Origin of the sequence: Campylobacter ureolyticus ACS-301-V-Sch3b (assembly GCF_000413435.1) — a bacterium.
Taxonomy (GTDB): domain Bacteria; phylum Campylobacterota; class Campylobacteria; order Campylobacterales; family Campylobacteraceae; genus Campylobacter_B; species Campylobacter_B ureolyticus_A.
The window spans coordinates 451726-471270 of sequence record NZ_KE340326.1 but is presented as its reverse complement, the minus strand read 5'-3'; the positions used below and the strand labels follow the sequence as shown (position 1 = coordinate 471270).

Genomic DNA, 19545 nt, shown 5'->3' with positions numbered 1-19545 from the left:
ATAAAAAGGAAAATTTTATGAAAAAAGATATTCATCCAGACTATATGGATTGCACCGTAACTTGTGCTTGTGGAAATGTTTTTGAAACAAAGTCAAACAAAAAAGAGCTAAGAGTTGATATTTGCTCAAAATGTCATCCATTTTTTACAGGAAGCGAAAAGATCGTAGATTCAGCAGGTAGAGTAGATAAATTTAAGAAAAAATACGGTATGAAATAATTGCTTTATTTTATTCCTACACCAATAGGAAATTTATCTGATGTATCCTTGCATATTTTAGAAATTTTAGCCAAATGCGAGGTTATTTTTTGCGAGGATACAAGAGTTACTAAAAAATTTTTAAACTTACTTCAAACCCGCTACTCTTTAAAACTAAAAGATATATCTTTTTACTCACTCCACTCACACAATGAAGATGAAATTTTAAAAAATATTGACTTAGATATTTTTAACAAAATATGTGCATATATGAGCGATGCTGGGATGCCGTGCATTAGCGATCCTGGAAATAACTTAGTTAAATTTGCTCAAAAAAATAAAATTAAATACGAAGTTTTAAGTGGCTCAAATGCCTTAATTTTGGCAGCTGTTGCAAGTGGATTAGTAGAAAAAGAGTTTAGTTTTTTAGGTTTTTTGCCAAACAAAGGCGATGAGAGAAAAGTAGCTATCCAAAATGCTTTAAATTCACCCTATCCAACAATAATTTATGAATCCCCAAAAAGAGTTTTAAATTTAATAAAAAATATTGCAGACCTAGACCCACAAAGAGAAATTTTTATCATAAAAGAAGCAACTAAAAAATTTGAAACAAAATATTTTGATAAAGCTATAAATTTAGCCCAAATTCTAGAAAATGAAAATTTAAACGGTGAGTTTTGCTTAGTGATAGATAAAAGTAAAAATACAAAATTTGAAACCATTTTAGAAAGCGATATTTTAGATCTTGATATACCACCCAAACAAAAATCAAAACTTTTATCAAAAATTACAGGAATAAATCAAAAAGAAATTTATAAAAATTTAATAAAATAAGCTGTTTTTTAAGCCTCTTTTGATATTATTTTAAAATGATAATTTATGGAAAACAGCTATTTTTACATCTGTTAAAAAACCACAAAGATGAGTTTTTAAAGATTTTTCTTGCCAAAGAGTGCGATAAAGCTTTATTTAGGGAGATTTCAAAGCTTAATATAAAAATAGAAAAACTTGACTTTAAAAAAGCTCAAGCCCTAGCAAGGGGTGGCAATCATCAAGGTTTTTTAGCAGAAGTTAAAGATTATAAGTTTAGCGAATTTAAGGATTTAAAATCTAAGAATTTTTTGGCAGTTTTATACAATCTAAGTGATGTTGGAAACATAGGTGCGATAGTTCGCTCAGCTTACGCACTTGGGGTTGATGGTGTAATTATCGTAACCAAAAGTTTAGCAATAGAGGGTATTATTAGATCTAGTAGTGGTGCTGCGTATGAAATACCAATTTGTAAATTCGAAGATGGACTAACTCTATTAAATGAGTTAAAGCAAGTTGGTTTTAAAATTTACGCATCAGATGCAAAAGGTAAAAATTTAAAAGAATTTGCTAGCAAAAAGGTGCTTGTAATGGGAAGCGAAGGTGAGGGAATTCCAAATAAAGCTATTCAAAAATGCGATGAATTAATTGGCATAAAAATGAGAAATAACTGGGATTCTTTAAATGTTAATGCAGCATTTGCAATATTTTGTGACAGGATGACAAATGGACAACAATAAAAACAACGCTTTAGAAAAATTAGAAAGTATTGGAATCAACGAAATAGCCAAAACAACGCATATTGAAGTTGATTATATAAGATGGATTTTACAAAAAGATTTTGACTCATTAAAAGATACGAATGCAAAAGCTTATGTAAAGATACTTGAAAGAGAATATGGGGTTGACTTGCAGCCTTGGCTTGATGAGTTTAACGCAAACAACATAGAAGATTTCACACTAAAAAAAGAGCCTAAGTTTAACAGTCCTTTAAAGCAAGAAGTTGCAATAACAGAGCATAAAAAACTTCCAAAATTTTTATTTTGGCTAGTGTTGCTTGTTATCGTTGTTTGGGTTATTTTTAACTTTAAACTTTATGAAATAGATAAGTTTTTAAATTTTAAAGACAATAAAACCGAAGTTTACTCAACAAATTCTACAATGATAGATGAAACAAACCTAAAACTTGAAAAAACAGGAGTTGAAATTTTAAATCTTGATGATAAAGCACCAGAGCTAAACCTTAAAGGAGCAGATCTTAGCAGCGAAGAAAATTTAGAAGAAGTAGCTGATGAAAATGAGAGTTTAAATGCCCTTGAAAAACTTACTATGCTAAACGAAGATGAGAATTTAAGCAATGAGAATTTAAGTAGTGAGAATTTGACTGATAAAGAGCCTTTAAACGAAAATTTAGCAAAAGATCAAAAACAAGGTATAAACCCAACTGAAAAAATTTGGATAGGCATAATTGATTTAAAAACTGGATCAAAAACTACAAAAACAACAGATAAATTTTTTGAATTTGATCTTAATAAAGATCAGCTTATACTAACAGGACACGGACTTTTTACACTAAACACAAAAGAAAAAGAAGAGAAATTTAATGATAAAAATCCACATAGATTTCTAATAAAAAAAGGTGATGTAAGTGCTATAAGCTATGATGAGTTTTTAAAGCTAAATAAGGGCAAAGCGTGGTAAGAAGTTTAATTTTAACGCTATTTTTTTTAAGCCTAACATTTGGGGCAACACCTAAAGAAATATCACTAAATTTAGGCGGAGATGGCGAGGGTGTGAGTGAGTTTATAGATGAATATCAAAACCCCGATATTAGAAGAATTACAAAAAAACTAATTGATGATAAAATTTTAAGCAACTACTCAAAAAACTCAAAAACCGAGATTGTTTTTAACTCAAACTCAAAAGGTGTTGTTTTATTAAAACTTGTTAGTGATGTTTTAGAAGAGCTTGGATTTAAAAACTATCAAAATTTAGAATTTACAAACAGCAAAAACTCAAGTTATAAAATTCTAATAATGGGCTCAAGAGTTTTAACTCCGGATAAAGTTTATGATGAGTTTAAAAAAAAATCAGCATATATCAAAAACGTATCAAAAAGAAATAATACTTTCATATATGAAGTAAATTTATCAAATTTAAATCTAGCGCCTGAGTTTATATATGACTTGCAAAAACCGCAAAAACCATATTTTTTAAACATAAAAGGTAAAAATGAAATAAATATTATCTCTCAAAGTATGGATGCTTGGCACCCTGAAGTTAGGATTTTTGATAATGAGTTAAACTTATTACAAAGCATTAGAGAAGATGAAACAAAAAAAAGCCTAAACTTAGCTATCCCAAAAGATGCGGCCTATATACAAGTTGGCGATAGCGCTAGCTTAGATAACATAAAAAATGGACTTAAATTTAACCTTAAATAAAAAGGAGAATGTTATGTTTGATGAAATTCGTTTTAATAAAATAGAACGCCTTCCAAATTATGTTTTTGCTCAAATAAATGAAATAAAAATGAAAGCAAGACACGAGGGTAAAGATATAATCGACTTTTCTATGGGAAATCCCGATGGAAGAACTCCACAACACATCATTGATAAATTGTGCGAAAGCGCAAACAAAGACAAAACTCATGGATATTCTGTTTCTCAAGGAATTTATAAATTAAGACTAGCATGTGCTTCTTGGTATAAAAGGAAATTTAATGTCACTCTTGATCCAGATAAAGAAATAGTTGCAACCATGGGAAGTAAAGAGGGATTTGTTCACTTAACAACAGCTATTATAAATCCTGGTGATGTAGCTATAGTGCCTAATCCTGCATACCCTATACATACTCAAGCTTTCATAATAGCTGGTGGAAATGTTGTAAAAATGCCACTGGTTTATGGGGAGGATTTCTTTTTAGATGAAGATAAATTTTTTAAAGACCTAGAGCAAACTTTTGAAGAAAGCATTCCAAAACCAAAATATGTAGTTGTAAATTTTCCTCATAACCCAACAACTGCAGTTGTAAATTTGAGTTTTTACAAACGTCTTGTAAAAATGGCAAAAGAAAAAAGATTTTATATAATTAGTGATATTGCTTATGCTGAACTTTCTTTTGGTGGATATAAAACCCCATCTATACTAGAGGTCGAGGGAGCAAAAGATGTAGCAGTTGAATTTTATACACTATCAAAAACTTATAATATGGCAGGCTGGAGAGTTGGTTTTATGTGTGGAAACCAAAAACTAGTAGCAGCTTTAAAAAAGATAAAATCATGGTTTGACTATGGCATGTTTACACCTATTCAAGTTGCAGCTACAATCGCACTTGATGGAGATCAAAGTTGTATTGATGAGATAAGATTAAAATATGAAAAAAGAAGAGATTTTTTAATAAAATCTTTTGAAAATGCCTCTTGGGAGATTAAAAAACCAGTTGCCTCTATGTTTGTTTGGGCAAAAATTCCAGAAAAATTTTCAAAAATAAAAAGTCTTGAGTTTAGCAAAAAACTGCTTGAAGAGGCAAATGTTGCGGTAAGTCCTGGAAGTGGTTTTGGAAGTGGTGGAGATCAGTTTGTAAGAATTGCTTTAATAGAAAATGAAAACCGAATCAAACAAGCAGCAAAAAATATAAAAAATTTCTTAAAAGGAAATGAATGAACATAGCGATTTTAGGTGTTGGAACAGTTGGAAGTTCTGTTATTAAAATTTTACAAAAAAATAAAGATCTAATAAGCGCAAGAGCTGGAAAAGAGATAATTCCAGTAGTTGGTACAGTTAGAGACTTAAATAAAGATAGAGGCGTTAATATCCCATTAACTGATGATATTAAAAGTGTATTAAATAGAGATGATATAGATATTTATATTGAGCTTATGGGCGGGGTTGAAAAGCCTTTTAGTATAGTTAGTGAAATTTTAAAGAAAAAAAAGCCAGTTGTAACAGCAAACAAAGCTATGCTTGCATATCATAGATACGCTTTACAAAATCTTGCAAAAGATACGCCTTTTGGCTTTGAAGCAAGTGTTGCAGGTGGCATTCCAATTATAAAAGCCCTAAGAGAGGGACTTAGCGCAAATAGAGTTGAAAAAATAGTAGGAATTTTAAATGGAACAAGCAACTATATCTTAACAGATATGATGCAAAATAACTCAAATTTTGAAGATGTTCTTAAAAAAGCTCAAAGTTTGGGTTATGCTGAGGCTGATCCAACTTTTGATGTTGATGGGATTGATGCAGCTCATAAGCTTTTGATTTTAAGCAGTATTGCTTATGGCGTTCATGGCGATCCTGAAGATATTTTAGTTAAAGGTATTAGAAAAATTTCAAATGAAGATATCTTTTTTGCAAAAGAGTTTGACTATACTATAAAGCTTTTAGGAATTTCAAAAATAACTGATGGCAAAGCCGAGCTTAGAGTTCATCCAGCACTGATTAATAAAGATAGGATAATTGCCGAAGTTGATGGAGTGATGAATGCAGTTAGTATAAATTGCGATGCGCTAAATGAAAGTATGTACTATGGTCCAGGTGCTGGAGGAGATGCAACTGCAAGTGCGGTTATTGCAGATCTTATAGACATTGCAAAAGGAAATAAAAACCCAATGCTTGGATACGCTCAAAATTTTAAAAAAATGGAGTTAATCGAGCAAAAAAACATCCAAACAAAATACTACCTAAGGGTAAAAGTCGAAGATAGAACTGGCGTTTTGGCTAGCATTACAAATGTGATGAGTCAAAACAATATCTCAATAGATAGCTTTTTGCAAAAACCAAGAAACAAGGGTGAAAAGCACACCACGCTTTATTTTACAACCCATTTAAGCCTTGAAGCAAACATTAAAAGAGTTATGGGAATTTTAGAAAATTTTGAATTTGTTTTAAATAGACCTTTTATGATAAGGATAGAAGAGTAAATTTGGGATTAAAAGAGTATATTTTTGGATTTAAAAGCGAAGAAAAAGCTATAAATTTTTTAAAAAAACTCAAATTTGAAATAATTGAGCGAAATTTTAAAAGTAAATTTGGTGAAATTGATATCATCGCCAAAAAAGATGATGTTTATCACTTCATAGAAGTAAAAGCTACAAAGGGCGATTACGAAGCGATTTATCGCATAACTCCTCAAAAATTAGATAAAATTTTAAAAACTTTAAATTTTTATCTTTTAAAAAATCCAAAAATTACAAACTACCAAGTTGATGCTTTGGTGTTTAAAAAAGAGAAATTTGAATTCATAGAAAATATTACTATTTGATAATACATATTGTTTTTTGGTTAATAGTTTTTTCGATATAATTTATAATATTAATTTTTCTAAAAGGAGAAAAAATGGCAAAATATATAGAACTTACATCAAAAAATTTCGATGTAGCAAAAGAAGGCGTTAGTTTAGTTGATTTTTGGGCTCCGTGGTGCGGACCTTGTAGAATGCTTGCTCCTGTTATCGATGAGTTAGCAGAAGAATTTGAAGGAAAAGCTAAAATTTGTAAAGTAAATACTGATGAAGAGCAAGACTTAGCAGTTGAATTTGGCATAAGAAGCATTCCAACTTTACTTTTCTTTAAAGATGGCGAGATAAAAGATCAGCTTATTGGCGCTCAGTCAAAACAAGCAATCACTGATAAAATAAACTCACTTTTATAGTAAATTTGAAGCTTTTTAGCTTCAAATTTTATTATTAATCTATTTTTTAAAATAAATTCATAATAAAATTAAAAGGATTAAAATGTTAAATTTAGCTATCATTGGCGGCGGACCAGCAGGTCTTGCAGCAGGACTTTATGCCACAAGAGGCGGACTCAAAGATGTTGTTTTATTTGAACTTGGTATGCCTGGTGGCCAAATCACAGGAAGCTCTGAGATAGAAAATTATCCAGGAGTTGCAACCATAATGGATGGGCTTAGTTTTATGCAGCCTTGGCTTGAGCAATGTTTTAGATTTGGCTTAAAACAAGAGAGTAAAAAAGTTGTAAAAGTTGTAAAAAACAAAGACCAAAGTTTTAGCATTTTTACAGATAGTGGTGATGAATTTAAAGCAAAAGCTATTATCCTAGCAACTGGCTCAGAACCTAGAAAAGCAGGCTTTAAAGGCGAAAATGAGTTTTTTGGAAAAGGTGTTAGTACTTGCGCAACATGCGATGGCTTTTTTTATAAAAATAAAGAAGTTGCTGTTTTAGGCGGTGGTGATACTGCGTTAGAAGAAGCGATTTATTTAACAAACATCGTCTCAAAAGTCTATTTAATACACAGAAGAGAGGGCTTTCGCGCTGCACCAATAACAGTTGAAAAAGCTAAGAAAAATCCAAAAATAGAGTTTGTTTTAAACGCTGTTGTTGATGAAGTTTATGGAGATAAATCAGGCGTTACTGGAGTTAGAGTAAAATTTAATGACGGAAAAACAAAAGAGTTAAAAGTTCCTGGAATTTTTACTTTTGTGGGACTTAATGTTAGAAATAGTATTATTAAAAATGATGATAAATTTATCTGCAACACAAATGAAACTGGACAAGTAGAAGTTGATTTAAAAATGCAAACAAGCATTAAAGGTCTTTTTGCAGCAGGCGATATCAGACAAGATGCCCCAAAGCAAGTTGTCTCAGCAGCTGGAGATGGCGCAGTTGCAGCACTTAGTGCTATGAGTTATATAGAAAACCTACACTAAAACTTAATAATTCAAAGAGTAAATTTACTCTTTGAATTCTACTCACCATAAGAGCTTATTTAGCTTTTATAATTAAAAAATTATATTAAAATCATTAATTTTCACTTTAATTTCACTATTTTTTAATTTAAATTTCATCTTAAAGTTTAATGCTAGATGAAATAATATTATTCTATATCATATTTATATTATTTATGATATAATTCACAAAAAGTTATAAGGAGGGTATATGAAAAAAATTTTACTATTTGTCTTTGCCTGTGCTTTTGCATTTGCAAATGAGATAGTTTATAGCGATGTTGTAAAGTCTCTCTATGCAGATAAAAGCGATAAAAAGGCTATTGGAAGGCTGCTTCCAACGTCACCTGTAGAGATTCTAGAAAAAGATGGTGATATGCTTAAAATCAAGATCGAGGGTTATATCCAAGATGATGTGAGTGAGGCAATATATTTTAGCGAGGGAAAAAGGATCCTAACCGCAGCTTTTGGAAAAAATGCAGCCGTAGATGTTAAGGTCTTAGAAAAAGGTGCTTGGAGCAAAGTAAGCGTTGAAGCCTATACCAATGATAAGGATTTTTATAAAGAATTAAAACCTATCATGGATAGAGCCGCTAGTATCTACACTGAGAGCTGTTCGATGTGTCATGCTCTTCATAGCATCAACGAATACAACGCAAATCAGTGGCCAAGTATTTTAAAATCTATGTTAAGCAGAACTGTAATGGATAAAAAAGATAGATTTTTAGTTTCTCAATATTTACAAAAAACTACTACAAAGGAGTAAAAAATGTCAGTAAATTTATCAAGAAGAAATTCACTTAAAACAATTGGTGCGGCATTTTGTATGCCATTTTTTATGAAAATGAACCTTTTTGCGGCCGAGAATGCTACTAAAAATTTCAAGATTATTAAAGATGGTGAAGTTATAACAGGGGCTCACTGGGGCGTTTTAAAACTTACTATAAAAGACGGTAAAATCGTAAAAAGCGAGCCTTTAAACAAAACTTCAAGCATAAAAAATCCTCTTCAGCACTACACAGCTGATTTGGTTTATGCAAAAGATAGGGTCAAATATCCTTATGTAAGAAAAAGCTATTTAGAAAATCCAGATAGCCCAAAACCTGAACTTAGAGGAAGCGATGAGTGGGTTAGAGTAAGCTATGACAAAGCTATAAAGCTAATTGCAAATGAGCTTAAAAAAACAATAAAAGCAAGCGGAAATACTAGCGTTTTTGCAGGAAGCTATGGCTGGAAAAGTCCTGGAAATATGCAAAATGCAAGAATATTACTTCATAGATTTATGAACCAAATAGGTGGTTTTACAGGAACTTTAGGTGATTATTCAACTGGTGCATCACAAATTATTATGCCACATGTCTTAGGAACAATTGAGGTTTATGAGCAACAAACTTCTTGGCCTTTGGTATTAGAAAATGCCGATGTTGTTGTTATTTGGGGCGCTGATCCATACTCAACCTTAAAAATAGCTTGGACTGTAAGCGATGAGCAAGGTTTAAAATATCTTGAAGAGCTAAAAAATAGTGGAAAAAAGGTTATTTTCATCGATCCTATCAAAAATGCAACTTGCAAATTTTTAAACGCCCAATGGATAGCACCACTACCAAATACCGATGTTGCGATGATGCTTGGTATGATGTATGAACTCTATGAGTCCAAAAAATATGACCAAAAATTTATAGAAACCTACACAACAGGATTTGATAAGTTCTTGCCTTATCTTCTTGGAAAAACAGATAATACTCCAAAAACTCCAAAATGGGCTTCGCAGATTTGTAAAATTGATGAAAAAACCATAAAAGAGTTAGCTCATACACTTTATGACAATAAAACTATGATAATGAGTGGATGGGGTATGCAAAGAGCTCATCATGGCGAGCAACCACATTGGGCACTAGTAACTCTTTGTGCAATGCTTGGACAAATTGGAAAGCCAGGATGTGGATTTGGATTAAGTTATCATTACAGCAACGGTGGAACACCTGATGCAAAAGCTGGAATTGTTGGTGGTATAAGTTCAGGTGCTGCAAATGTTGGAACCGGTCAAAGCTGGCTTCAAAAAGCAACTGATTCAGCATTTCCACTAGCTAGAATTTCAGACGCTCTTTTAAATCCTGGAAAAACAATAGATCACAACGGCAAAAAAATAACCTATCCAAAAATTGACTTTATATACTGGGCAGGCGGAAATCCTTTAGTCCATCATCAAAATACAAACGAACTTGTAAAAGCTTGGAAAAAGCCACGAACTGTTGTAGTAAATGAAATTTACTGGACTCCAACTGCTAGAATGGCAGATATTGTTATGCCTGTAACTACAATCTATGAAAGAGATGATATTTCTATGATTGGTGATTATGCAAATTTAGGAATAACTCCAATGAAACAAGCTGTTGAAAAAATAGGTGAGAGTAAAAATGACTATGAAATTTTTACCGATTTAGCAGCAGAGTTTGGCGTAAAAGACAAATATACAGAAAATAAAAGCGATATTGACTGGATAAAAGAATTTTATGAAAGTGCAAGAGATCAGGCAAAGAAAATGCAACTTGAAGAGCTAAATGGTGTTGTTATGAAGCCATTTGAGGAATTTTGGGCTGATAATAAGCCTATAACTTTCCTTCAAACCCAAGAGGGATTTGAATATAATAGATATGGCGATTTTAGAGAAGATCCTATTTTAGAGCCACTTGGTACACCATCAGGCCTAATTGAAATTTACTCAGAAGTAATTGAGAAGATGAATTATGATGATTGTAAAGCTCATCCAACTTGGTTTGAACCAATTGAATGGCTTGGTATGAAAAATAAACCTGCTGAGTTTCACCTAGTTACCTCTCACCCTGAAGATCGTCTTCACTCTCAGCTAAATAACACAAGTCTTAGAGATGAGTATGCTATCTCAAACTTGGAGCCTATCTGGATAAATAGTGAGGATGCAAAAGCAAAAGGCATCAAAACTGGTGATGCGGTTAGAGTATTTAATGCTAGAGGCGAGGTGTTGGCTGGTGCAAAAGTAACAGATGACATTATAAAAGGTGTTGTTAAGCTATGTGAAGGTGCTTGGTATGATCCACTTGATCCAACAAAGGCAGAAAGTTTGGATAAAAACGGAAGCGCAAATGTCTTAACTATAGATATGCCAACCTCAAAACTTGCAAATGGAAATATCTCTCACACTGGCCTTGTAAATATAGAAAAATTTACAGGCAAAGTTCCTGAGCTTACTATCTTTAAACAACCTAAGATAAAAGCTTAAATTTATCCCCTCAAATTTGAGGGGATTTTATACAAACTATCAAAAATTTCAGTTAAAATTTACCCTATTTTTATAAAATTATTTCACTAGTATCTAAGGAAATATAATGGAAAAAAATTCAATCATAGCTCACATGAATGAGCATCACAGCGATGTTTTAGTTAAACTTTTTAATAAATATTCAAAATTTAATGTAAAAAATGCGAAATTAGTTGATTTTGATGAAAATGGGATTTTTCTAAACTCAGATAATTTAGAAGCAAAAGTGCCTTTTAACACAAGAGTTACAGATGGTGATTTTGTAAGTGCTATTAAAAATTTAGCCGCGAGTTTAAAAGAGGATTTTTCTAAAATTAAAAATGAAATTGATGAGTTTAGAAATTCTTTTAAAAGTGTTGTAATTGCGAGTGTTTATAATGATCAAGCGGTTGCAAGCTACTCACCGCTTATTAAATTTAATGATAATTTTTACATCTACATAAGTGAAATTAGTGAGCATTTTAAAAGCATAAGCACAAATCCTGACAAAATTGAAATTTTATTTTTACAAGATGAAAATGAAGCTGCTTCTATAATACTAAGAAAAAGACTTACCTATAAGACAAATGCAGTTGAAATTCCAAGAAATAGTGATGAGTTTAATGGTGCCATGACAAGTTTTTTAAATCAAACTGGTGGAAAAGGCGGAACAAAACAGATCTCAACTATGCAAGACTTTCATCTTTTTAAATTAGAGTTTAAAAAAGGCAGATTTGTAAAAGGATTTGGCGGTGCGTATGATATAAACGGTGATGAGATAAGCCTTCCACATATAAAAAATCCACATAAATTTTAAAAGGATTTTATAAGTTTTTTACTCTAAATTTGTTATACTCGCTACAAAATTGCAAAAAGGAATGTAATGCTAAAAATAGGAATTTATGGCTCAAATGGTAGAATGGGAAAAATGATACAAGAGTGCTTAAAAGAGTATGAAAATGCAAAAGTCGCGGCTTTATTTGATAAAAATAGTTCAAATTTAGAGGATTTTTTCAAATCATCAGATGTTATAATTGACTTTTCTATGCCAGAAGGAACTAAAACTCTTTTAGAATTTGCTAAAAAAAATCCAAAACCACTTTGCATCGGTACAACCGGACTTAGTAAAGATGAATTAAATCTAATGAAAGAAATTTCAAAAAATATGCCTATTTTATATGCCACAAATATGAGTTTAGGAGTAGCTGTTTTAAACAAACTTGCATTTTTAGCAAGCAAAGCCTTAAGTGAATTTGATGCTGAAATTTTAGAAATGCATCATAGATATAAAAAAGACGCTCCAAGTGGAACAGCCTTAACATTAGCTAAAAATGTCGCAATTGCTAGAAATTTAGACCTTGATAAAGTTAGAGTTAGTGGAAGAGATGGCATAATTGGACAAAGATCAAAAGATGAAATTGCTGTTATGAGTTTAAGAGGTGGAGATATTGTTGGTCGTCACACAGCAGGATTTTATGGAAATGGCGAGTTTATAGAGTTGAACCACACAGCAACATCAAGAGCTACTTTTGCAAACGGAGCCATAAAAGCTGCTATTTGGCTAAGCTCACAAAAAAATGGGCTTTATGATATAAATGATTGTTTAGGACTGTAAAATGTGTGCTATCGTTGGTATAATAAATTCAAAAGATGCTGCAAAAACTGCTTATTATGCACTTTTTGCGATGCAACACCGCGGACAAGAATCAAGCGGAATAAGTGCAAGTTTTAATCACAAAATAAAAACTCATAAGGCTCAAGGCTTGGTTAGCGATATTTTTAATAATGAAATTTTAAACTCCTTACAAGGAAATATCGCAATCGGACATAATAGATACTCAACCGCTGGTAGTAAAGATAGCAAAGATGCACAGCCTATTTGGGCTAATTATTTGCTTGGTGAAATATCAATAGCACATAATGGAAATTTGATAAATAAAGATGAAATTAGGCAAAATTTAATAAAAGAAGGTGCAATATTTCACTCAAATATGGACACTGAAAATATAATTCATTTAATTGCTAGAAGCAAAAAAGAGCACTTGCAAGAGCGAATCATAGAGGCTTTAAATATTATAAAAGGAGCTTACTGCCTTCTTATAATGAGTAGATCAAAAATATTTGCCATAAGAGATAAATATGGAATTAGACCTCTTAGTATAGGAAAATTAAAAGATGGCGGATATATAATTGCAAGTGAGACCTGTGCTTTTGACTTAGTTGGTGCTACTTTTGTGCGTGATGTAAAGCCGGGCGAAATGATTATTTTTGAAGAAGGAAGTGATGATTTTGAAAGTATAATGCTATATGAAGAAAAAACTCCTAGAATTTGTGCTTTTGAATACATATACTTTGCAAGGCCAGATAGCGTTATAGATGGAAAAAATGTTTATGAAGTAAGAAAAAATTTAGGAAAAACTTTGGCTTTAAAAAATAAAATAAAAGCTGATCTAGTAGTTCCTGTGCCAGATAGTGGAGTGCCAGCAGCACTTGGCTTTTCACAAAAAAGTGGAATTACATTTGAAATGGCAATAGTTAGAAACCACTATGTTGGAAGAACTTTTATAGAGCCAACTCAAGAAATGAGAAATTTAAAAGTAAAATTAAAGCTAAATCCTATGAGTGAGGTTTTAAAAGGAAAAAGTATTATTGTAGTTGATGATAGTATCGTTAGAGGAACTACTTCTAAAAAAATAGTTGAGCTTCTAAAACATGCTGGAGCTAAAGAAGTTCATCTTAAAATAGCTGCTCCAAGGATAAAATTTCCTGATGTTTATGGTATAGACACACCTACAAAAAGTGAGTTAATAAGTGCAAATTTAAGTGATGATGAAATTTTAAAATACACAGGGGCTGATAGTTTAGAGTTTTTAGAAATAGATGAGTTAAAAAACGCCATAGGAAATGAAAGAGAGTATTCACTCGTTAGTTTTGATGGAAATTACTTTGTAAAATAAATAATTTAAGAAGTGCAATAAATACTGCACTTCTTAAAGCTTAAGCCTCCAAAATCGCCCCATTACTTGCATTGGTAACTAACTTTTGATACTGTCTTAACCAGCGAGAACTTACTTTTTTGCCCTCATATTTCCACTCTTTTTTTCGTTTTTTTATCTCATCATCGCTTAAACGAACATTTATTGAGTAACTGTCAACATCAATATCTATAATATCGCCATCTTTTAAAAGTCCTATCATTCCGCCCTCTGCTGCTTCTGGGCTTACATGACCAATTGATAGTCCCCTTGTAGCGCCGCTAAATCTACCATCTGTTATAAGTGCCACATCAGCTCCAAGACCTCGGCCCATTATAAGACTTGTTGGACTTAACATCTCTTGCATTCCAGGACCACCTTTTGGACCTTCATAGCGAATTACCACAACATCGCCCTTTTGAACTTTTCCACTTGAAATTCCACTAATTGCCTCATCTTGAGAGTTAAAGCAAATTGCTTTTCCACTAAATTTACGCTCTCCAACAATACCAGCTGCCTTTATAACACACCCTTGCTCTGCCAAATTTCCAAATAAAATCGCCAAACCCCCTACTTTTGAGTAAGGTTTATCAACGCTTTTTATGATATTATAATCAGCTACTTTATGATTTTTAACACGCTCACTCATCATCTCACCAGTTACTGTTAGATTATCAAGCTCAAGCATGCCATTATCTCTTTTTGAAATTTCATTTAAAATAGCAGTTATCCCCCCAGCTCGTGCGATATCTTGCATATGCACACTTGGAAGACTAGGAGCTACTTTTGCAATGTGGGCTATATTTTTACTGATCTCATTTAACTCTTTTATATCAAGTGCGCACCCTGCTTCACGACTAATTGCTAGCATGTGCAAAATTGTATTTGAGCTTCCACCCATCGCCATATCGCAGACAAAAGCATTTCTAATAGCTTTTTTATTTAAGATATTTTTTATTTTAAATTTATCATCAAGTGCGATTTCGCAAATTCTTTTAGCTGCAGCTCTTGCTAGCTCTTCACGCTCAGGAGTTAGCGCTAAAATAGTGCCATTGCCAACCAAAGCTATACCCATTGCCTCGCAAAGCGAATTCATAGAATTTGCTGTAAACATTCCACTACAGCTTCCACCGCTCGGACAGGACTCACACTCAAGCATTTTTAACTTTTTTTCATCGATTTTACCAACCTCATAAGCTCCAACGCCCTCAAACACGCTATTTAAATCAAGTGCTTCCCCGCTATCTTTATCAACTCCAGCAGCCATTGGACCGCCACTTATAAAGACAGTAGGAACATTTACTCTCAAAGCTCCCATTATCATGCCAGGGACTATTTTGTCGCAGTTTGGTATGCAAATAAGCGCGTCAAGTGCGTGAGCATTCATCACAGTTTCTACTGAATTTGCTATCAGTTCACGGCTTGGAAGTGAGTAAAGCATCCCCTCATGTCCCATCGCAATGCCATCATCAACGCCTATACAGTTAAACTCAAAAGGCACACAGCCATTTTTTCTTATCTCATCTTTGATAATTTGACTAAATTTATTTAGATAAAAATGCCCTGGAATTATCTCTATAAAACTATTTGCAACACCGATAAATGGCTTATCAAAATCCTCATCCCTAAGCCCTGTTGCTCTTAAAAGTGAGCGATGAGGGGCTTTTGTATAGCCTTTTTTGATTATATCACTTCTCATAAACCCTCCTAAATTTAATTTTTATATTTTATCAAAAAAACAGTTCAAAAGTTATATTAAGATATTTTTTGGTTAAATTTAAAATAATTTGTTACAATTATCCCTTTACAATAAAAGGTTTAAAAATGAAATGGCGAGATCAAAAATCAAGTAGCAATATAGACGACAGAAGGCTTCAAAAAACTCCTGCTAGTATGGTAAATTTACAGGTTTTAATACCACTTATCAGATGGCTTTTAGGGACAAAATTTGGAAGAGTTGTGTTACTAATGGGCGTTATAGCTATGTTTTTAGGATATAACCCACTTGCTTTAATTTCTGGTGGTGGGGTTCAAAATGCACAAATTTCAAAAGATGATGATAAATATGCACAATTTATAGGAGTTGTTTTAGCACAAACTGAAAATGTATGGAATAAACAATTTCAAATAATAGGAAAAAACTATAAAGAACCAAAACTTGTGCTTTTTAGAGGCGCGGTTCAAAGTGGATGTGGATTTGCGAACTCGCAAGTTGGACCATTTTACTGTCCGGCCGATCAAAAAATTTATATTGATTTAAGTTTTTTTGATGAATTAGCCAATAGACATAACGCTCCAGGAGATTTTGCAAATGCTTATGTTTTAGCTCATGAAGTAGGTCATCATGTGCAAAATTTACTAGGAATTTTATCTCAAACAAATAGAGAAAAACAAGGAAAAAATGAAAAAAATCAAAATGCCATACAAGTAAAAGTTGAACTTGGGGCTGATTGTTTAGCTGGGGTTTGGGCACATTATCTTGATGATATTTTAGAAGATGGGGATATAGATGAAGCCTTAAACGCAGCAAGTATGATAGGCGATGACACGCTTCAAAAACAAGCCAGAGGATATGTTGTGCCTGATTCTTTTACTCACGGCTCAGCCATGCAAAGAAAAAATGCTTTTTACAAAGGCTATAAAAGTGGCAGCATATCAATATGTAAATTTTAAAATTTTTTTATTATGTTTTTAAAATATCATTTAGTTTAATATATTAATCTTACTTTAAATATATATGTAGATAAAAGATAATTTAGCTAGCTTTTATTTATTTTAAGATAATATTTATCTTTAAAAATTTAAAAGGAATATCAATGATTAAAAAAAATATTATTTTTTATTTAACTTTTATAATTGTAACTAATTCTTTTTCTAATAATCTAAAAGAGTTTGGTTTATTATTAGAAGAATCTTACAAGTTAATTGGTTTAGAAGAAGTAAGAAAAAATAATGAAAATTTAGAAAACGATGAAAAAATTACAGGAAAAGACATTGGCGTAGGAATAGTAGATAGTCCTATTAACTATAATCATCCAAGCTTATATGATGGAAATAGAATCAAACCTAGTGTTAACTTAAATTTTCCATGGAATTTAAAACACAGTGAGCATGGGACACATGTCGCAGGAATTGCAGTTGGTGCCAAAGTTAGCGAGAATGAGCCTTACGGCGTAGCACACGAAGCAACTCTTTATGGAATAGGGATAAATAGCAATAGAAATGGCCAGATGATTTTTCCAGATAAAGATGAGTCTAATTATTTGTTAAACAAACTAGATGTAAGAGTTATAAATAATAGTTGGGGAAGTTTAGCATATCCACTTATAAATAAACAAATAAGAAACTATCTAATTACTGATTATAGTAAAGATGGTTTTGTGGGTTATAGCAATATAATAAAAGACGCGAACCCCATGTCAAGAGAACTTGCCAAGCTAGCAAAAGAGAAAAAAGTTATAAGTGTTTTTGCAAGTGGAAACGGCGGAGTAATAGCCCCTGCAAGAGACAGCACACTTCCTAGCTATGATGAAAGCATAAGAGCTTGGTTAAATGTTGGAAATCAAAATGCTTTTAATACCATTAAAGAAAAAGATGGAAGTATCACCTTAATAGGCGAACATGATATAGTTTTTAAAACAGACGATTTCGAATTTAAAACAAAAGATACCTCTTTATCAAGCTCGAATTCATTTAAAGGAGCAACCAACTACTCTTTACTTGCTCCTGGATATCAAATTTTATCTGCAAATGCCGATTATAAAAAAGAATATGAATATGGTGACAAAATTAATGAAAATGAAAAATTTATTCCTATGACAGGAACATCTATGGCAGCTCCTATGGTAACTGGTGCAGCTGCTTTAGTAGCTCAAAAATATAAATTTTTAGATGGTGAGCAAATAGCCGATGTATTGCTTACAACTGCAAATAAAAAGCTAAATTTACCAGATGTTGTGGTAAAAGCAATAGAAAATGGCGATGCAGGATACTATGTTATTTATTTAAATAAAAAAATTCCTAGAAATTTGAATGGCGATATAGACGAAGAAGAGATAAAAAAAGATTTAGATAAATTAAAAATTCCTAAAAGCATGTCTGAAATAACAATTTCTAAAATTTTAGGTCACATTAAAGATTTTAGAACAAAAAAAATTTCTGAAGAATATGTAGTTCAACTAACACAAGAAGAATATGCCGGCCAAGGTGTTTTAGATGTAGAAAAAGCATTAAAAGGTTTGTCTATTTTAGATCTTAATAGGCTAAATAATAAAGATATAGAAGAATTTCAAGGTAAAAACACAGCATTTTATACTATAAACACAAAGGGTTTAAGCGGAATATTTTCAAATGACATCTCCCAGCAAACTTGGCTTGACAACAGACACTTGCTTGGAACAGATGAAAACGGCAAACCTTTAGCTATAAATATACTAGATAAAAAATATAGAAATATAAATAAAATAGGTCTTAAAAAAGAAGGGCTTGGGACTATTACATTAAGTGGACAAAATAGTTACGAAGGTCCAACTAGAGCAGTAGGTGGTACTTTGGAACTAAAAGGAAGCAATAGTAAAAAAGCTAGCATTAAAGGCGATGCTTACGCAGAAAATAAAGCTAAATTTATAGTTGATAACGCAGTCGTAAAACAAAATGCATACACTGATAATGGAACTTTAGAAGTAAAAAACAATAACGAAATTTTAGGCAAAACTTACGCTCAAAACAGTGGAATTATAAATTTGATCAAAAATTCTTTCCTTAAAACAGGCGAAGTTATCCTAGAAACTGGAAATATTATAAGTGATAATGATAAAACAGATATCAAAGCTACCGTAGAAACGAACAATTTTACAGCAAAACAAGGTAAAAATAATATACAAAATGTAAATCTAGATATCAAATCAAACGCTATAAATAGCGCAAAATCAACACTTAATATACTTGGTAATGTGTTTTTTAATTTTCCAGCAGCAACTTCTAGCTTTAATAACTTTGGAAATTTAAATATAAAAGATAAATTAGAAATAAAATCAAAAACTGATTTTAAAAACAATAAAAATAGTACTTTAAGCTTAGATACAAAAGATGCTATTTTTCACACTCTTGGAAGTTTTATAAATGAGGGAAAGTTAAATTTTAAAACAAATGCAGTAAATGATTTAGGTCTTATAATAGCTGGCGAAAAAGCTATCCTAAAAAACACTGAAAAATTAAATGTAAGCTTGGTATCTCCTGCAAATATCGACATTATAAATCAAAAATATCAAGATGGATTAGGTATAGAAATAGTAAGAACAGGTGAGGGCATTGACACAAATATAGCTAAAAATCTTATAACTTTAAATGAGCAAGATAGTGAACTTTTAGAACTATCAACCGAAAAAACTGGTGATGAAAAATCACTTTATTTTGTTATGAATACAAAAAAAGAACATCAAAATAAAACCGTTCAAAACCTTATAAAATCTATAAATGATAGCAAAAAACCAGATATAACAATTCCAAATAATAAAATAGTTGGTAAAAAGTCACGCCCAGGAACTGAACCAGGAACTGAACCAGGAACTGAACCAGGAACTGAACCAGGAACTGAAC

18 protein-coding genes are annotated in these 19545 nt (G+C 31.8%); 17 read left to right on the top strand and 1 reads right to left on the bottom strand.

What is annotated here, in order from left to right:
- Positions 1-17: 17 nt before the first annotated feature.
- From rpmE to purF, 15 genes are all read left to right on the top strand, one after another.
- Positions 18-218 (top strand): 50S ribosomal protein L31, encoded by a 201-nt coding sequence (rpmE, locus tag HMPREF9309_RS02355; RefSeq protein WP_016646326.1) that lies wholly within the window; start codon positions 18-20, stop codon positions 216-218.
- Positions 219-1031, top strand: coding sequence for a 16S rRNA (cytidine(1402)-2'-O)-methyltransferase (gene rsmI / locus HMPREF9309_RS02350; protein ID WP_016646325.1), 813 nt, complete (start codon positions 219-221; stop codon positions 1029-1031).
- Positions 1032-1066: 35 nt separating this feature from the next.
- The gene (gene rlmB, locus HMPREF9309_RS02345; RefSeq protein ID WP_016646324.1) at positions 1067-1747 is read left to right on the top strand and encodes a 23S rRNA (guanosine(2251)-2'-O)-methyltransferase RlmB; all 681 of its coding nucleotides are present in this window, start codon (positions 1067-1069) and stop codon (positions 1745-1747) included.
- Positions 1734-2708 carry a hypothetical protein gene (locus HMPREF9309_RS02340; RefSeq protein ID WP_016646323.1) on the top strand — a complete coding sequence of 325 codons (975 nt, stop codon included), beginning with the start codon at positions 1734-1736 and terminating at the stop codon, positions 2706-2708. Before rlmB ends, HMPREF9309_RS02340 begins: the two co-directional genes overlap by 14 nt.
- A complete protein-coding gene (locus tag HMPREF9309_RS02335) occupies positions 2702-3451 on the top strand; it encodes a hypothetical protein (RefSeq protein WP_016646322.1) in 750 nt (249 codons plus the stop codon). Before HMPREF9309_RS02340 ends, HMPREF9309_RS02335 begins: the two co-directional genes overlap by 7 nt.
- Before the next feature lie 13 nt (positions 3452-3464).
- Positions 3465-4673: an LL-diaminopimelate aminotransferase gene (locus HMPREF9309_RS02330; protein WP_016646321.1), complete on the top strand. Its 1209-nt coding sequence runs from the start codon at positions 3465-3467 to the stop codon at positions 4671-4673.
- A complete protein-coding gene (locus HMPREF9309_RS02325; protein WP_016646320.1) occupies positions 4670-5929 on the top strand; it encodes a homoserine dehydrogenase in 1260 nt (419 codons plus the stop codon). The genes HMPREF9309_RS02330 and HMPREF9309_RS02325 overlap by 4 nt, the downstream gene beginning before the upstream one ends.
- 2 nt (positions 5930-5931) lie before the next feature.
- The gene (locus HMPREF9309_RS02320; RefSeq protein ID WP_016646319.1) at positions 5932-6270 is read left to right on the top strand and encodes a YraN family protein; all 339 of its coding nucleotides are present in this window, start codon (positions 5932-5934) and stop codon (positions 6268-6270) included.
- A 74-nt stretch (positions 6271-6344) separates the two neighbouring features.
- On the top strand, positions 6345-6659 hold the full coding sequence (gene trxA, locus HMPREF9309_RS02315; protein ID WP_016646318.1) for a thioredoxin: 315 nt from the start codon (positions 6345-6347) through the stop codon (positions 6657-6659).
- Positions 6660-6741: 82 nt separating this feature from the next.
- A complete protein-coding gene (gene trxB, locus HMPREF9309_RS02310; protein WP_016646317.1) occupies positions 6742-7677 on the top strand; it encodes a thioredoxin-disulfide reductase in 936 nt (311 codons plus the stop codon).
- Between the two features lie 229 nt (positions 7678-7906).
- On the top strand, positions 7907-8461 hold the full coding sequence (locus HMPREF9309_RS02305; RefSeq protein ID WP_016646316.1) for a hypothetical protein: 555 nt from the start codon (positions 7907-7909) through the stop codon (positions 8459-8461).
- A gap of 3 nt (positions 8462-8464) precedes the next feature.
- A complete protein-coding gene (locus tag HMPREF9309_RS02300; protein ID WP_016646315.1) occupies positions 8465-10954 on the top strand; it encodes a molybdopterin guanine dinucleotide-containing S/N-oxide reductase in 2490 nt (829 codons plus the stop codon).
- 106 nt (positions 10955-11060) lie between these two features.
- Complete coding sequence (locus HMPREF9309_RS02295; RefSeq protein WP_016646314.1) at positions 11061-11789, top strand: HugZ family heme oxygenase; 729 nt, start codon at positions 11061-11063, stop codon at positions 11787-11789.
- Positions 11790-11855: 66 nt separating this feature from the next.
- Positions 11856-12587, top strand: coding sequence for a 4-hydroxy-tetrahydrodipicolinate reductase (gene dapB / locus HMPREF9309_RS02290; protein WP_016646313.1), 732 nt, complete (start codon positions 11856-11858; stop codon positions 12585-12587).
- 1 nt (position 12588) lies between these two features.
- Complete coding sequence (gene purF, locus HMPREF9309_RS02285) at positions 12589-13929, top strand: amidophosphoribosyltransferase (protein WP_016646312.1); 1341 nt, start codon at positions 12589-12591, stop codon at positions 13927-13929.
- A gap of 40 nt (positions 13930-13969) precedes the next feature.
- Here purF and ilvD read toward each other — a convergent pair whose 3' ends face one another.
- Complete coding sequence (gene ilvD / locus HMPREF9309_RS02280) at positions 13970-15646, bottom strand: dihydroxy-acid dehydratase (protein WP_016646311.1); 1677 nt, start codon at positions 15644-15646, stop codon at positions 13970-13972.
- Positions 15647-15771: 125 nt separating this feature from the next.
- Between ilvD and ypfJ the strand changes: the two genes are divergently transcribed.
- Entirely contained in the window at positions 15772-16620 is an 849-nt protein-coding gene (gene ypfJ, locus HMPREF9309_RS02275; protein WP_016646310.1) for a KPN_02809 family neutral zinc metallopeptidase, read from the top strand.
- Between the two features lie 143 nt (positions 16621-16763).
- Positions 16764-19545 (top strand): S8 family serine peptidase (locus tag HMPREF9309_RS09025; RefSeq protein WP_016646309.1); only part of this gene is annotated, 2782 nt, incomplete at its 3' end.

Excerpts from the sequence above, each read along its gene's own strand:
- rpmE (WP_016646326.1), top strand. The coding sequence starts at position 18 with ATGAAAAAAGATATTCATCCAGACTATATGGATTGCACCGTAACTTGT.
- HMPREF9309_RS02295 (WP_016646314.1), top strand. The coding sequence starts at position 11,061 with ATGGAAAAAAATTCAATCATAGCTCACATGAATGAGCATCACAGCGAT.
- dapB (WP_016646313.1), top strand. The coding sequence starts at position 11,856 with ATGCTAAAAATAGGAATTTATGGCTCAAATGGTAGAATGGGAAAAATG.
- trxB (WP_016646317.1), top strand. The coding sequence starts at position 6,742 with ATGTTAAATTTAGCTATCATTGGCGGCGGACCAGCAGGTCTTGCAGCA.
- ypfJ (WP_016646310.1), top strand. The coding sequence starts at position 15,772 with ATGAAATGGCGAGATCAAAAATCAAGTAGCAATATAGACGACAGAAGG.
- HMPREF9309_RS02325 (WP_016646320.1), top strand. The coding sequence starts at position 4,670 with ATGAACATAGCGATTTTAGGTGTTGGAACAGTTGGAAGTTCTGTTATT.
- HMPREF9309_RS02305 (WP_016646316.1), top strand. The coding sequence starts at position 7,907 with ATGAAAAAAATTTTACTATTTGTCTTTGCCTGTGCTTTTGCATTTGCA.
- purF (WP_016646312.1), top strand. The coding sequence starts at position 12,589 with ATGTGTGCTATCGTTGGTATAATAAATTCAAAAGATGCTGCAAAAACT.
- trxA (WP_016646318.1), top strand. The coding sequence starts at position 6,345 with ATGGCAAAATATATAGAACTTACATCAAAAAATTTCGATGTAGCAAAA.
- HMPREF9309_RS02300 (WP_016646315.1), top strand. The coding sequence starts at position 8,465 with ATGTCAGTAAATTTATCAAGAAGAAATTCACTTAAAACAATTGGTGCG.
- ilvD (WP_016646311.1), bottom strand. The coding sequence starts at position 15,646 with ATGAGAAGTGATATAATCAAAAAAGGCTATACAAAAGCCCCTCATCGC.
- rlmB (WP_016646324.1), top strand. The coding sequence starts at position 1,067 with ATGATAATTTATGGAAAACAGCTATTTTTACATCTGTTAAAAAACCAC.
- HMPREF9309_RS02330 (WP_016646321.1), top strand. The coding sequence starts at position 3,465 with ATGTTTGATGAAATTCGTTTTAATAAAATAGAACGCCTTCCAAATTAT.
- HMPREF9309_RS02340 (WP_016646323.1), top strand. The coding sequence starts at position 1,734 with ATGGACAACAATAAAAACAACGCTTTAGAAAAATTAGAAAGTATTGGA.